This is a genomic window from Pseudomonas caspiana (genome assembly GCF_002158995.1).
Taxonomy (GTDB): Bacteria; Pseudomonadota; Gammaproteobacteria; order Pseudomonadales; family Pseudomonadaceae; genus Aquipseudomonas; species Aquipseudomonas caspiana.
In genome coordinates this window covers 1-13,237 of record NZ_LOHF01000024.1, presented here as the reverse complement: position 1 = coordinate 13,237, position 13,237 = coordinate 1, and the positions used below count along the sequence as shown (strand labels likewise).

Sequence of the window (13,237 nt, the reverse complement as noted above, 5' to 3'; positions counted from 1 at the left end):
GCTGGTCTAGAATCAGCACTGACGCTTGAAGGCTTACAGGAGCACCACCGTGAAAACTCACAACGTCCATGGAGACAAGAAACACCTGACCCAGCCTGTCGTTGCGGCTGCGGATGGCGAAACAATCATCATTGCCAAGACTGAATCTCCAGTCACTAAACTGATGCCTACAACCTCTAAGCGACGCGGAATGCTGCCCGATATGAGGTTTAATGCTGAGGTTTTCGAAGCCATGGATTCAGAAATTGCTGATTTGTTTAAGTAAAAAATGAAGCTGCTGTTCAACACTTACGGGACGATCACACAGACCAGCCCTCATCTTTCCGTGCAAGAGGGGCCGTCCCGTCTTCGACGCTGCGTTGTCGCGTAGCAAACATGGTTCCTGTAGGAGCGCGCTTGGTCTGGGCCGCATCCGGACGATTCGGTCTGCCCGTCGATGAATGTATCTTCTGTTCTGACGCAATCGTCCGGATGCGGTCCAGACCAAGCGCGCTCCTACAGGCGAAAAGTATTCCATCAGATGGTTAAATTTTGTTTGATGAGGCCCCGGCAACGCGGGCTTGATCCCACCCGCTCAATAACCGCAAATTACTCAAGTAAATGCCCGACCTGCGGACATTCTGTGAACGCAACCGTCGTTCAATCAGCTGAGGCAGCAAACCCCGATGGCCTTTGTATTAGTTTTCATTGGTTTTCTGGCCTTTGTGTCGGGCTACATCGTTTCGCTTGAAGACCGACTTCAGCGCGACGGAAAATTTTGGCCGTTCAGTGTGCGAACGAACCTCAAGGCATCTGTGCGAGCACGCAAAACCCTGACTTGGCTGGGAATGCTGATCTGGGTGATAGCGGGTGCATGCTACCTCTGGGGACCGCCAATTGAGGTCGCGCCTGATGACCAACTCGGTGGGCTGGGCGTTATCGGGCTTATCTTCGCGTTCATGTATTGGGGCCGCGCGCGCGAGCATGAATTCCAGAAAACCGGAGCCTCGACCGACTCATATTCTTATCAGGATGCAATCGAGCAGCATGAATGGTGGCCGATCACGTTCCGGGCTTTGGTTGATGTAGCGAAAATTCTGCTCTTTCTGGTCTTGATGTACGGGATCAAGCGGTTGATCAACCTCTAGTCCGGGGCGGTCTCGCGGCGGAGCTTCCCAAGCACTGCCAAAACCGCACTCAGCCGCCCCTCCTCCGACAAATCCCCCTCCAACCTGAGCACCTCGCACCTGCGCTGCTCAAGCCAGGCCCGATGCTGCTGCAAACTGCGACCCGGCTCGGTGCCGCTGTCGTACTGCGCGGCCCACGCGAGAAACTCGGGCCTGGCTTTACCAAAGCGTTGCTCTTCGCGCAGCTTGAGTCGGGCGAGGCGTATGTCGCTCGGGATGTAGAGGAAAACCACCAGATCGAAAGCATCTTCAAGCTCTCTCCCCCAGCCCATCACGGACCCCGAAACGACCGTATCGACACTGGCTTGCATATCGGCCAGCAATGCAGCGCCACGCTGATCTTTGGCGACCATCTGCTGATACGGAGGGTTGGTGGGCAGCCATTGGTAATCGTCACCCTCCAGATGCCGGGCCGATAATGCCCGGGACAAGTCGCGACCTAATGTCGAGGTGCCGGAACCGGGTGCTCCGGTGATAAGGATGTGCATATTTTTCGGACAAACAGATGCTGAAAAGGGTATGTCGGAGACAAGCTCGGGATGCTAGTTGATCAGTTCATGGCAGTCGATTGCACAGGCGCCTTGACCTCCACCTAACTAGAGGTCTGAGACTGCCGACTCTTTCATCAGGAGTCAGCCCATGTCCAAATCCGATATCGCCCCTGCTTTCCAGTTATCCAACCCGGCAGGTCTTTACGATCCGAGCCCGAACGGTTACTCCCATGTCGCCGAATTACAGCCTCAGGCACGGCTGTTGTACATCGCCGGGCAAGGCGGTGAAGACCAACAAGGCACTCTCTCGCCAGCGTTTGCCGAGCAAGCCAGACAGGCGCTTGCCAACCTCGCCACTGCGCTGCAATCCAGAGGTGCATGTTTCGGCCATGTGTTCAAACTGACGTTGCTGATTGCCGATCACGACCAGGAAAAACTGAGCACGTGGGTTGAGGCGATTGATCAGGCATGGGGCACATTGATGAAGCCGGTGTGCACATTGATTCCGGTGCCACGTCTTGCACTGGACGGAATGCAGATCGAGATTGATGCCATCGCGGCCATTCAGTCGCAGGCTCACCCTGCTGTCGCCGAATAGACAGCGGATCTGTAGGAGCTCACCGAGGTTACGAGGCCAGCGATAGCGGTTTTTCAGATAAACCGCTATCGCTGGCCTCGTAACCTCGGCGAGCTCCTACAGGATTTGCGTCAACTCAGTACAGCCCTATAAATCATCTTGATTGGCCCTATCGTCGCCAAACTGGCGGATATGCGGCATGGAAATAGCACATATGTCCTAGATGCGACACCACAACACCTTGACAACAAACAGGAAATAATTTGTCGCATCTTTTTTAAACCTGATAGCATCCCGCTACCCGTGATGAGCAGACGATACTTGAGTATCGCGCCTCAATGCTGTGCTGATGGACTTTGTTCATGCAGCCACACCTATGCAAACGAATCACAATTAGAGCAACCCTTGAGGTCTGCCAGCCCTGTTCCTGATTGCGCGCCAGCGCCTGAGACGATCGCGAGTTGTACGTTGACTGGCAACGTATGCCTTTTACGTTGACCATCGCAGGTTGGAAGAACCGCCAACCAACGCGTTTTGTTGAAACGATCCGGAACCTGAAAACGTCGTCGTTAACGTCCTTCAATCGAGGGCGAATCCGGCTGCGCGCTATTCACGTTGGCTAAGGGGTTGCACAGCAGGTCGAGGCTTTCGATTTCCGAAAAGCACCGTCCGGGGTTTTCTTGTGAGCATTCATAGGGGCCTCTACATGTTGTTGAATAAACCAACGTCACGAAGGAAGTTTCTGCTTTCTTCTCTGATTGCATTACCTGCGATAGGCGTAGCGATTAAAGGCCTGAGCGCTGCAGAAGCAGCGGAGATGGTTGCGCCGAAACTTGAAGAATATCGCCCGACCTTTTTCACCGCCGCTGAATGGGCATTCATCATGGCGGCCTGCGATCGCCTGATCCCGGCCGGCGGCCGTGGGCCTGGGGCGCTGGAAACCAACGTTCCGGTGTTTATCGATCAGCAACTGGCCAGCGATCTGGGCAGCGAGATCTATCTGGAAGGTCCTTTCAAACTCGATGCGCCAGCGGAAATGGGTTATCAGATCCCCTACCGTCCGCAAGAGATCTATCAAAAAGGCATCAAGAGCGTTGACGCCTTTTGTCAGGACAAGCACAAGAAAAACTTCGCGTCTCTGGATGTAGCTCAACAGGAAGACATCCTGAAGCAGCTGCAAAAAGGCGAAGTGAGCTTCAAAGCGTTTGGCGAAGACGTGCTCAAGTCCAAACAGTTCTTTGGTGAGCTGTTGAACCACACCAAGCAGGGCTACCTCTCGGACCCGATCTATGGCGGCAACAAAGGCATGAAAGCCTGGATCGCCATCGGCTTCCCCGGAGCCCGCGCCAGTTACGTGGAATGGGTGACGCAGCACAACGTCAAGTACCCCCTCGGCCCGGTCAGCATCAGCGGCCTGCGCGGTTGATCCCCCTTCGCCAAGCATTTCCAGCATAGGTTTCTCATGGCAAATATTACTAATGACGAAGTCGACGTAGTCGTCGTCGGCCTCGGCTGGGCCGGCTCGTTGATGAGCATCGAACTGGCTCAGGCAGGTTTGAAAGTACGCGCTCTGGAGCGCGGTGAAGATCGTAACAACACCGACTTCGCCTATCCAAAACCAGCGGATCAGTACGCCTACGGCATACGCAACAAGATCATGGCCACCCCTAAAGCGGCGGCGATGACTGTGCGCCACACCGCCAACGACGTCGCACTGCCGACCCGCAAGTGGGGCGCTTTCGAGCCCGGTACTGGCGTGGGCGGTTCTGGCCTGCACTGGACCGGCGTACTGATTCGTCCGACGCCGACCGACATCAAGCTCAAGACTTATGCGGACCAGGCATACAAGCCGGGCATCCTGCAAGAAGACATGCGCATCGGCGATTACCCGTTCACCTGGGATGAAATCGAACCGTTCCTGGACAAGTTCGACAAGATCTGTGGCCTGTCGGGTAACACCGGCAACCTGCAAGGTCGCATCATTGAAGGCGGCGACCCGTTCGAAGGTCCACGTTCCAGTCCTTTCCCGCTGCCAGCTCTGGAAGACACGCTGAACTGCAAGATGTTTGCAGATGTAGCGCGCAAGATGGGTTACCACCCGTTCCCGAACCCGTCGGCGAACGTTTCTCAGGCCTGGACCAACCCGTACGGCAACCAGATCGCGCCGTGCAACTACTGCGGTTACTGCAGCAAGTACCCATGCCTGAACTACTCGAAAGCCTCGCCGCAAACCGCCGTGCTGGATTCGCTCAAGCGCATGGAGAACTTCTCCTACCGGGTTAACGCCAACGTGCTGAAAGTGGAGCTGCATCCGGATGGCAAGACGGCCAAAGGCGTGACCTACGCCGACGCCGACGGCAATCTGGTGTTCCAGCCTGCCGGCATCGTCGTGTTGGCCGGCTTCCAGTTCGTCAACGTGCGCCTGATGCTGTTGTCCGGGATTGGCAAGCCTTACGACCCGATCACCGAAACCGGCACCGTGGGCCGTAACTACGCGTTCCTGAGCAACGGCGGTTCCACGCTGTTCTTCAAGGACAAAGAGTTCAACCCGTTCGCCACCGCCGGTGCCACCGGGCAGATGTTCAACGACGTTTCGCCGGGCAACTACGACGGCGCAGCACTGGGTTTCATTGGCGGCGCGAAGATCCACAGCTCGCAAGCCACCGGCGCACCTATCGGTACAGCGTTGCCAAGCGGTACGCCAGACTGGGGCCAGGGCTGGAAGGAAGGCATGCAGGATTGGTACGGCCACTCGATGAAAGTGAGCATTACCACCAGTTGCCAGTCGTATCGCGGCCACTACGTGGACCTGGACCCAACCTACAAAGATCCATGGGGCCTGCCACTGCTGCGTATCACGTTCGACTGGAAGCAGAACGAGCTGAAACTGCAGCAACACCTGCGCAAGATCGTGCTGGATATCACCAAGGAACTGGGCCCGGACAGCTACAGCGAAAGCTTCCTGTCGATGGATTCCCATTGGGACATCACCAAGTACGTATCCACCCACAACGTGGGCGGCGCGGTCATGGGCGACAACCCGAAAACCACGGCACTCAACCGCTATCTGCAGAGCTGGGACGTGCATAACGTCTTCGTACCGGGCGGCAACGCCTTCCCGCAGAACTTCCAGGCCAACCCGACGGCCTTGATCGGCGCTATCACCCTGTTCTCGGCCAAGGCCATTGTTGAGCAGTACATCAAAAACCCTGGCCCACTGGTTCAGGTATAAGGAGCGAGAACATGACATCCAAATCCCGCTCCCGGCTGCTGGCATTGCTGGTGGTCTGTGTGGTGCTTGCACTGCTGGCCTGGCTGGTCAGTGTGTTCCTCAACAAATCGGGTGACGCGGCGGCGCAGATGACTCAGGAAGTAACGCCTGAACTCATCAGCAAAGGCGCTTACCTGGCGCGCGCTGGCGACTGTGTGGCGTGCCACACCGCTCACGATGGCAAAACCTTCGCGGGCGGCCGTGGTATCGAGTCGCCAATCGGCACGATCTACGCGACCAACATCACGCCGGATAAAGACACCGGTATCGGTGGCTGGACCTATGGCGACTTCGAGCGCGCTGTACGTCGCGGTGTCGGTCACGATGGCAGCGCGCTGTACCCGGCAATGCCGTTCCCGTCGTATGCCAAGGTCTCGGATGAAGACACGCAAGCGTTGTACGCGTACTTCATGAAAGGCGTTGAGCCGGTCAAGCAGGCGAATCAGGCCAACGACATTCCATGGCCACTGTCGATTCGCTGGCCACTGGCTTACTGGCGCACGTTCTTTTCGCCAACACCTGAGTCGACCGTTGCACCTGTTGCGGGCACCGATCCACAACTGGTTCGCGGCGCGTATCTGGTACAGGGCCTTGGCCACTGCGGTTCTTGCCACACACCTCGTGCGCTGACCATGCAGGAAAAAGGTCTCGACGAGAAAAGCAGCGACTACCTGACGGGCGCTCTGCTCAACGGCTGGGCTGTGCCTTCGATCCGTGGCGTTGCTCACTGGTCGCAGGATGAAATCGTCGACTACCTCGGTTCTGGCCGTAATGCCAAAGCTTCGGTTGCCGGTGAAATGACTGACGTTGTGGCCAACAGCACGTCGCACATGACCGATGAAGATCTGCATGCGATGGCGGCCTATCTGAAGTCATTGTCTGGCCCTGCTGACAAGAATGGCGAAACTGTTTATCAGCACAACGCTGAACGCAGTGCAGCCACGGCCAGCAAGTTGACCGCAGCCAAGGACCTGACTCTGGGCGAACGTCTGTACCTGGACAACTGTGGCGCGTGCCACTTCGTCAAAGGTGAAGGCGCTGCACGGATCTTCCCGCGTCTGGACGGTGCTTCGATCATCAACGCCGAAAACCCGACCGCGCTCGTTCACGTGATTCTCGCTGGCGCACAAACGCCATCCACCGCGAGAGGCCCGTCGATCCTGCCGATGCCAGGTTTTGCCGAACGCATGAATGACGCCGAAGTGGCCGAACTGGCCACCTTCCTGCGCCAGGGCTGGTCCAACAAGGCGCCTGCAGTGTCCGCGAAGCTGGTCCAGGAAGTCCGCACGGCCTTGGCCGAAGGGCATCCAAAGCAACAGAAAAAGCTTGAGGCCAGCAACGAGAAGTAAGTTGTCTCGGTTTAGCTAACGCTGTTCAGAAAGCCCGCCTCGTGCGGGCTTTTTGTTGGTGGCTAGGTGCGCGCTATAAATGATAACGGGCAAGCACCGCTCCCACAGGTTTGATACAGCACCCAGTGCGTGAGTCAGGCGCAAAACGTGTGGGAGCGAGGCCTGCCCGCGATACATGAGGCGCGGTCGGAAGACACACCGCGTTATCGTTTATTGTCCGGATGCGGCTCAGGCCATTCACCGCTCACAAATATGGGTACTCACCTGTAGGAGTGAGCTTGCTCGCGATGAACGATGACGAGGTGTAGCTGACAAACCGAGGCGTCTGCATCGCGGGCAGGCCTCGCCCCCACAGGTTTGCAGGCCAACATGGAATATCCCATAGGGCCGCAATATCAGGCCTACTTACGCCGAGGCCGCGACACCACCGATTCAATATTCTTGCGCCCGATCAGCATCGGCTTTTGTGGCATTTCCTCGGTCAGCCACTTGAACATCACTAGACAATCCACCAGCCCCAATCGCGCATGTTGATACGCACGCGGCAATCGGCCGACGATGTCGAACCCGAGCTTCTGCCACAACGCCACTGCCACTTCGTTGCTCGCCACCACCGAGTTAAACTGCATCGCGAGGAAGCCGCTTTCAATGGCAACCTTTTGTGAATGCTCACACATCAATCGGGCAACCCCACGACCGCGTGCCGCTTCGGTAACCATGTAACCGCAATTGCACACATGGCTGCCGGGGCCAGCAGCATTGGCTTTAAGGTAATAGCTGCCGAGCAGTACGCCGTCTTCTTCAGCGATGAAGGTATGCAGCGGCATTTCCAGCCACAGGTGCAATGCCTGTTCGCGGGTCAGTTGCGGATCGTAGGAATAGGTTTCCCGGGCAGCGATCACGCTCTGAAAAGTGGGCCAGAAGAGGTCGAAGTCCTCGGCGGTCATGGGCCGGATGTTGATCATGGGGCAACCTTGAAAAGGTGAGTCAGAGGGCAAGTTTCAGGCAGGAGCCGCCTCCGTGTCTATGACGCCGCGCGGTTTCGCGACAAACACTGGATCTGTAGGAACTGCCGAAGGCTGCGATAGCGGTGTGTCAGCGATAACTGATCGCAAGCCTTCGGCAGCTCCTACGGAAAACGCTTTTCAATTCAGTGGCGTGTATGTTTTTGACAGCCGCTGCTACCCCAACAGATGCCTGGAAATAAGTTTCGAAATCTCCACCATTGATGTCTTGCCGGTGAATTCGAACTTTACTTTGCCCAGCGCGGAAAAGTAGATCTCAAGTTCAGAGTCAAGGTCGAAGGTGCCGGAGGTTTCGATGGAGTAGGCGACGATGTTTTTGTAAGGCAGCGAAGTGAAGTCTTTCTTACTGCCGGTCAAACCTTGCACGTTCACCGCGATGATGCGTTTGTTGGTAAACACCACGCCGTCACGCATGGACTTGTAGGCGTCGATGACCTGTTCGCCATCCAGCAAAAGCGCGGTTACACGCTCGGCATATTCATCGTTCTGCTTGAGTTTGAAAAAACCCTTGTTATTGAAATCGATCATCCACTCACCCTCGCCTGTAAAGTAATCTTCCCGGATTGCAGCGGGCATGTTCAGGCAGTGCCGCATTGGTTTCAACAAGAGAATATCTGCATGGCAAAAACCACCACCGACCTTACCGCCCGTGACGTCTATCAACTGCTGAAAGACATCGCCCTCGAAACGCGAACCTTGCACACAGTGAACACCCACAAAGGGCAAATCGAAATCGAGGTGGATGGCTGGCAGCTCACAATGATCAGTGAGGGCAATAAGCTGAGCCATTGCCAGGCCTGCCAATCCCCCGAGGGTAATCTCGGGACAGCAGACAGTTGGCAGCGATACGGCACTGACCCGGTCAAGCTGCTGAGCATTTGGGAACACGCACAACTGCAACGCCTGCTGAAGTTATCCAGTACTCAGGAATGAGCCTCGACGATCCAGCTCACAGTTTTCAGTGCGGCACGCAGTGTCGGCATGTCCACTGACCCGAGCGCCAGGCGGATCGCGTGTGGCACCTGAGCAGACACCGCAAATGGCTCGGCGGTGGACACCGAAATATTCTCGCGCATCAACGCCGCTGCAATCTGATCCGCTCGTGCATCTTCGGCCAACGGCAGCCAGGTGAAATACGAGTTGGGATGACCGACGCAGTTGAGGCCGACGAGCAGCTCATTAGCCAACAACTGCCTGGCTTTGGCGTCCGCACGTTTTTGCGATTCCAGCCTGCTGACAGTGCCATCTTCCAGCCAGCCAGTAGCAATCGCCGTCATCACGCCAGCCGTGTTCCAACTCGTGGCTCTGATGACACGCTCCAGCGCACTGACCAGCGAAGCCGGCGCGGCCATAAACCCGAACCGCAGTCCGGTGGCGACGCTTTTCGACAGGCCTGATACATACACCGTGCGCTCCGGTGCCAAATGCGCTAGCGGTGGCGGCGGTTTGGGTGCAAGAAACGCGTAAGCCGCGTCTTCGACGATATGCAGCGCATGCTGCCTCGCGATGGACACCAGACGCTCGCGCTGCTCAATACTCATCACCCAACCCATCGGGTTATGCAGCGTCGGCATGCTATAGATCCCGCGCACTGTTCTCTGTCGGCAGAGCTTCTCCAGTGCATCGAAATCCGGCCCCAAATCCGTCACCGGAACAGGCAAGACTTCCAGGCTCAGGGATTCAGCCAGCACCTTGAAACCGGGATAGGTCAACGCATCAGCGGCAACTACGTCGCCCGGTTTGAACAGCGCCATCAGCGCCACTGCCAAACCATGCTGAGCACCGTTGACCAACAACACCTGCTCGGCTTTTACCTCCAGCCCGCGACTGTGCAGATGGCGCGCTACCGATGCCCGCTCGTGGAGGCGCCCCGCATGAGGTTGATAACGCAGCAGTGATTCGAGATCCCCGGACAACGCCAACTGGCGCAACGCAGTACGCAACAGCTCGGCCTGCCCCGGCAACGACGGGTAGTTGAAGTTGAGGTCAATGACGCCGGTGGCGACTTGCGGCTGATCAATGCCATGCCCCAGCGGCAACGAGGTCTCCCGCACGAACGTGCCTCGCCCCGCTTCACCGCTTACCAGGCCCATGGTCTCAAGCTCCGCATAGACCCTCGACGCAGTGGCCAGCGCCAAACCTTCTGCCGCAGCCAGGGTGCGATGTGTGGGTAAACGCGTCCCCGGCGGCAAGCGCCCCGAACGAATGTCCGCGGCGAATGCATCCACCAATGATTTGTAGCGGGCCAATGGCATGTCGAACTGTATCCATGACAATTTTTTGATTGTACTGATACTCAGCCTCAAGATGCTTTTACGCAACCCGACTTGAGTCTGACCGACATGGAACAGGTATCTCCCCCGAAAATCGCGCCCATGCAAACCGCTACCCAAGGCTGGATCAATGGCTTCATCGGCGTGATGATCTTCAGCGGTTCATTGCCTGCAACAAGGGTCGCAGTGCTGGAGTTCGACCCGGTGTTTTTGACCGTGGCGCGGGCCACCCTCGCAGGTATTCTGGCGCTGTGCATGTTGCTGCTCTTCAAAGAACAACGTCCCGCGCGTGATCAATTGCTGTCATTACTCATCGTTGCCATCGGGGTAGTCGTCGGCTTCCCGCTGTTAACCGCACTGGCGTTACAACACGTGACGTCCGCGCACTCCATCGTCTTCCTCGGCTTGCTGCCACTGGCGACCGCGATATTCGGCGTGCTGCGCGGTGGCGAGCGGCCACGGCCTGCCTTCTGGCTCTGCTCGGTGCTGGGCAGCCTGATGGTGGTCGGCTTTGCCCTTTCCCAAGGCGTGAATGCTTCCGCCACCGGAGACCTCCTGATGCTGTTGGCCGTTCTGATTTGCGGGCTCGGTTATGCCGAAGGCGCCAGACTCTCGCGAACACTGGGCGGCTGGCAGGTGATCAGCTGGGCGCTGGTTTTGGCGCTGCCTGCCATGGCGCCACTAAGCCTGCTGCTGAGTCCAAAGTCATTCTCGACCATCAGCCCAGCTGCCTGGCTGAGCCTTGGCTATGTGTCGCTGTTCAGCATGCTGATCGGTTTCGTGTTCTGGTATCGCGGCCTTGCGCAAGGTGGGATCGCTGCGGTTGGGCAACTGCAACTGCTGCAACCTTTTTTCGGCCTGGCGCTGGCGGCGACCTTGCTTCATGAACAGGTCAGCACGGGAATGCTGGGGGTGACGGTTGCAGTGATTCTTTGTGTGGCGGGTGCGAGACGGTTTGCCCGGTGAGATCGCCCTGCCCTGATACTGCGCAATCTTGACCTGTAGGAACTGCCGAAGGCTGCGATGGCGGTACGTCAGAAAGACTGCTTTCGCAGCCTTCGGCAGCTCCTACAGAGAACACGGCGGTTTGCTCGTATCGTATTCCGTCCAGCCATACTCGGCGTACGCGGCGGATGCAGTGAGTAACAATGGAAATGCCAAACTTTTAAGCCAGACGCTCATGATGCTTCGCTCCTGCGAACTACTGCTAACTCCGGTCCGGCGGTGGCAAGTGGACAGCTAAAAATCCCGATCGAGATATCGCCGCGTACAGGTTTAGCGTAGTCGCGTTGGATGCATGGCGGAGGCGGAATCGGGAATCTTGTTCTTTTACTGACGCCCCATCATCAGTGCGGCCTGCAAATGGCTAAGCAGACTTGCACCAACGCAAAGGCGATACACCGAAAGCCTTTTTGAAGTGCCGGGACATGTGGCTCTGATCGAAAAAACCTGCGCCAATGGCCGCGTCCGCCAAGCTCTGCCCACGCGAGGTCAGTGCCCTCACCCGATCCAGTCGCCGCAACGTCATGTAGCGATGGGGGCTGGTGCCGAAAAACTGGCGAAAATCGTTGGACAGGCTCCAGCGATCCCGCTCTGCGCATTTAGCCAGGTCATCCAGCGTGATGAGCCGGTCAAGGTTGTCATCAATGTATTCCCGCGCTCGCACCGCCGCGGCAAAGTGAGGGCTGGATCTGGTCGTTGGTTGCCCGGCCAGTTGCGCCAGCGTGATAACAAAGTTGAACAGCGCGTCGTCTTCCGCCAGGGAATCAGCTTGGACAACCAGGTTATTGAGCAATGCCTCAGCTACAACGGCCATACGCGGGTCGCGACTGACGCCCGGCTTGAAGAATGGCAACGGTTTGCCCTGCATGATTTGCTGAACCAGCGACGGGGGTACGTGAATGCCCTGGTAACGAAAGCCCTGCTCCGAACCTGCCCAACCATCGTGGGGCTCATCCGGATGGATAATCATGATTTCGCCGGGCATGCACAATCGCGCTTCGCCCCGGTAACTGAAACGGTGTACCCCGCAGACCGTACGGCCGATGGCGTAGGTATCGTGCCTATGAGGCTCAAACGCATGCGCACCGAAAAACGCCTCGAAGCGCTCAACCTTCGAGGGCTGTGCCGCGTGTCTGACCCAGTCATTAGCAGTGTGGCGATCTTGCATCGAGCAGTACCGAAGTGATGGTGCAGTCGGGCGTCGGGGACATTAGCACAAGAATGTGCAGCGACTGTAATGGCCCTATGCCTACCAAAGGCGGTCCTGCGTGAGAAGTAGTCATCTACATCTCACGGATGTGCAGATAGAACTCGTGGAACATAAAACCCGCACAGACTAACAGCGCCGCCCCCATCAAACGATTGAAAACCCGGAACCACGATGCTTGCGTGATGCGTCGTCCCAACGTCGTGCCCAGTAGCGAATAAGTCCACGGAGCAGCGCCGCCCAGCATTGCCAGCAGCAGCGAGACCAGCGCAATCACACCACCCGTGATGTGCGCAGCGGGCAGCATGATGCTGGTGATTGGCAGCACCACCATGATGCATTTGGGATTGAACAACTGGACCAGAAAGCCATTCCAGAAACTCAATGCCTTGCCTTGCTCATCAGACGCCCTTGGCGCAACAGGAACGACACGGGAAATCTGCCAAGCCAGGTAAAGCGTATAGATACCGCCCACTAACGAGATGTAAGGCAGCGCGGTCTGAGAAATGAGGGCCTCACCGGTATACCCCAGCAGAACAAACAAAAGCAGTAACGCGCATCCGACCCCGAAGAAGAAACCTCGTGAACGACGTAGCTGCCCGCTTAGGCCAGCATTCAGGCCCATGAAATTCACAGGTCCGGGGCTGTACATCACGCTAAAGGCGTAGAGAAATATTTCCATGGCGGGCCAGACGTCCAGATCAGGTAAACAATATGGCGAAGTCTAGGTAACCACTGCCCTCGTGGATTGTACGTTTGTGGGCGCTATAGGGTAGCGGCCACTGTCCTCTTTTAGTTGACAGTAAAACGCTTTTTAGCCGATTTATCCTTTATTCGAAGACCTTTAATCTGGCCTCAAGTTGAACGACGCCACTA

The 13,237-nt window shown here is 57.0% G+C and carries 14 protein-coding genes; 8 read left to right on the top strand and 6 right to left on the bottom strand.

Annotation, left to right across the window (positions count from 1 at the left end; translation table 11 throughout):
• The first annotated feature begins 49 nt into the window (after window positions 1–49).
• The gene (locus AUC60_RS22280) at window positions 50–265 is read left to right on the top strand and encodes a type II toxin-antitoxin system prevent-host-death family antitoxin (protein WP_087272842.1); all 216 of its coding nucleotides are present in this window, start codon (window positions 50–52) and stop codon (window positions 263–265) included.
• Between the two features lie 400 nt (window positions 266–665).
• Window positions 666–1,127, top strand: coding sequence for a hypothetical protein (locus AUC60_RS22275; protein ID WP_087272836.1), 462 nt, complete (start codon window positions 666–668; stop codon window positions 1,125–1,127).
• Here AUC60_RS22275 and AUC60_RS22270 read toward each other — a convergent pair.
• The gene (locus tag AUC60_RS22270; protein ID WP_087272833.1) at window positions 1,124–1,654 is read right to left on the bottom strand and encodes an AAA family ATPase; all 531 of its coding nucleotides are present in this window, start codon (window positions 1,652–1,654) and stop codon (window positions 1,124–1,126) included. The two genes, AUC60_RS22275 and AUC60_RS22270, sit on opposite strands and share 4 nt — an antisense overlap.
• Window positions 1,655–1,805: 151 nt before the next feature.
• On the opposite strand from AUC60_RS22270, the gene AUC60_RS22265 reads away from it, so the two are divergent.
• From AUC60_RS22265 to AUC60_RS22250, 4 genes are all read left to right on the top strand, one after another.
• Window positions 1,806–2,255, top strand: coding sequence for a RidA family protein (locus AUC60_RS22265; RefSeq protein WP_087272830.1), 450 nt, complete (start codon window positions 1,806–1,808; stop codon window positions 2,253–2,255).
• 685 nt (window positions 2,256–2,940) lie between these two features.
• Window positions 2,941–3,660, top strand: coding sequence for a gluconate 2-dehydrogenase subunit 3 family protein (locus AUC60_RS22260; protein WP_087272827.1), 720 nt, complete (start codon window positions 2,941–2,943; stop codon window positions 3,658–3,660).
• A gap of 36 nt (window positions 3,661–3,696) precedes the next feature.
• Window positions 3,697–5,466: a GMC family oxidoreductase gene (locus tag AUC60_RS22255; RefSeq protein ID WP_087272824.1), complete on the top strand. Its 1,770-nt coding sequence runs from the start codon at window positions 3,697–3,699 to the stop codon at window positions 5,464–5,466.
• Between the two features lie 11 nt (window positions 5,467–5,477).
• Complete coding sequence (locus AUC60_RS22250; RefSeq protein ID WP_087272821.1) at window positions 5,478–6,854, top strand: c-type cytochrome; 1,377 nt, start codon at window positions 5,478–5,480, stop codon at window positions 6,852–6,854.
• A 401-nt stretch (window positions 6,855–7,255) separates the two neighbouring features.
• Here AUC60_RS22250 and AUC60_RS22245 read toward each other — a convergent pair whose 3' ends face one another.
• On the bottom strand, window positions 7,256–7,819 hold the full coding sequence (locus AUC60_RS22245) for a GNAT family N-acetyltransferase (protein ID WP_087272818.1): 564 nt from the start codon (window positions 7,817–7,819) through the stop codon (window positions 7,256–7,258).
• A gap of 216 nt (window positions 7,820–8,035) precedes the next feature.
• Window positions 8,036–8,407 (bottom strand): PH domain-containing protein, encoded by a 372-nt coding sequence (locus AUC60_RS22240; protein ID WP_087272815.1) that lies wholly within the window; start codon window positions 8,405–8,407, stop codon window positions 8,036–8,038.
• 90 nt (window positions 8,408–8,497) lie between these two features.
• Between AUC60_RS22240 and AUC60_RS22235 the strand changes: the two genes are divergently transcribed.
• Entirely contained in the window at window positions 8,498–8,812 is a 315-nt protein-coding gene (locus AUC60_RS22235) for a DUF7693 family protein (RefSeq protein ID WP_087272812.1), read from the top strand.
• Here AUC60_RS22235 and AUC60_RS22230 read toward each other — a convergent pair.
• Window positions 8,803–10,134, bottom strand: coding sequence for an aminotransferase-like domain-containing protein (locus tag AUC60_RS22230; protein ID WP_087272808.1), 1,332 nt, complete (start codon window positions 10,132–10,134; stop codon window positions 8,803–8,805). The two genes, AUC60_RS22235 and AUC60_RS22230, sit on opposite strands and share 10 nt — an antisense overlap.
• Before the next feature lie 87 nt (window positions 10,135–10,221).
• Here AUC60_RS22230 and AUC60_RS22225 point away from each other — a divergent pair, with 87 nt between their 5' ends.
• Window positions 10,222–11,118, top strand: a complete 897-nt coding sequence (locus AUC60_RS22225; protein ID WP_087272805.1) for a DMT family transporter — start codon at window positions 10,222–10,224, stop codon at window positions 11,116–11,118.
• 400 nt (window positions 11,119–11,518) lie between these two features.
• Here the strand turns inward: AUC60_RS22225 and AUC60_RS22220 are convergent, their stop codons facing one another.
• Both AUC60_RS22220 and AUC60_RS22215 read right to left on the bottom strand, forming a co-directional pair.
• Entirely contained in the window at window positions 11,519–12,322 is an 804-nt protein-coding gene (locus AUC60_RS22220) for an AraC family transcriptional regulator (protein ID WP_087272801.1), read from the bottom strand.
• A 115-nt stretch (window positions 12,323–12,437) separates the two neighbouring features.
• Window positions 12,438–13,043: a LysE family translocator gene (locus AUC60_RS22215; RefSeq protein WP_087272798.1), complete on the bottom strand. Its 606-nt coding sequence runs from the start codon at window positions 13,041–13,043 to the stop codon at window positions 12,438–12,440.
• Between the last annotated feature and the right edge of the window lie 194 nt (window positions 13,044–13,237).

What these genes read in the sequence shown, in the direction of transcription:
- AUC60_RS22275 (WP_087272836.1), top strand. Translation starts at nt 666, where the DNA reads ATGGCCTTTGTATTAGTTTTCATTGGTTTTCTGGCCTTTGTGTCGGGC.
- AUC60_RS22270 (WP_087272833.1), bottom strand. Translation starts at nt 1,654, where the DNA reads ATGCACATCCTTATCACCGGAGCACCCGGTTCCGGCACCTCGACATTA.
- AUC60_RS22265 (WP_087272830.1), top strand. Translation starts at nt 1,806, where the DNA reads ATGTCCAAATCCGATATCGCCCCTGCTTTCCAGTTATCCAACCCGGCA.
- AUC60_RS22260 (WP_087272827.1), top strand. Translation starts at nt 2,941, where the DNA reads ATGTTGTTGAATAAACCAACGTCACGAAGGAAGTTTCTGCTTTCTTCT.
- AUC60_RS22255 (WP_087272824.1), top strand. Translation starts at nt 3,697, where the DNA reads ATGGCAAATATTACTAATGACGAAGTCGACGTAGTCGTCGTCGGCCTC.
- AUC60_RS22250 (WP_087272821.1), top strand. Translation starts at nt 5,478, where the DNA reads ATGACATCCAAATCCCGCTCCCGGCTGCTGGCATTGCTGGTGGTCTGT.
- AUC60_RS22245 (WP_087272818.1), bottom strand. Translation starts at nt 7,819, where the DNA reads ATGATCAACATCCGGCCCATGACCGCCGAGGACTTCGACCTCTTCTGG.
- AUC60_RS22240 (WP_087272815.1), bottom strand. Translation starts at nt 8,407, where the DNA reads ATGATCGATTTCAATAACAAGGGTTTTTTCAAACTCAAGCAGAACGAT.
- AUC60_RS22235 (WP_087272812.1), top strand. Translation starts at nt 8,498, where the DNA reads ATGGCAAAAACCACCACCGACCTTACCGCCCGTGACGTCTATCAACTG.
- AUC60_RS22230 (WP_087272808.1), bottom strand. Translation starts at nt 10,134, where the DNA reads ATGCCATTGGCCCGCTACAAATCATTGGTGGATGCATTCGCCGCGGAC.
- AUC60_RS22225 (WP_087272805.1), top strand. Translation starts at nt 10,222, where the DNA reads ATGGAACAGGTATCTCCCCCGAAAATCGCGCCCATGCAAACCGCTACC.
- AUC60_RS22220 (WP_087272801.1), bottom strand. Translation starts at nt 12,322, where the DNA reads ATGCAAGATCGCCACACTGCTAATGACTGGGTCAGACACGCGGCACAG.
- AUC60_RS22215 (WP_087272798.1), bottom strand. Translation starts at nt 13,043, where the DNA reads ATGGAAATATTTCTCTACGCCTTTAGCGTGATGTACAGCCCCGGACCT.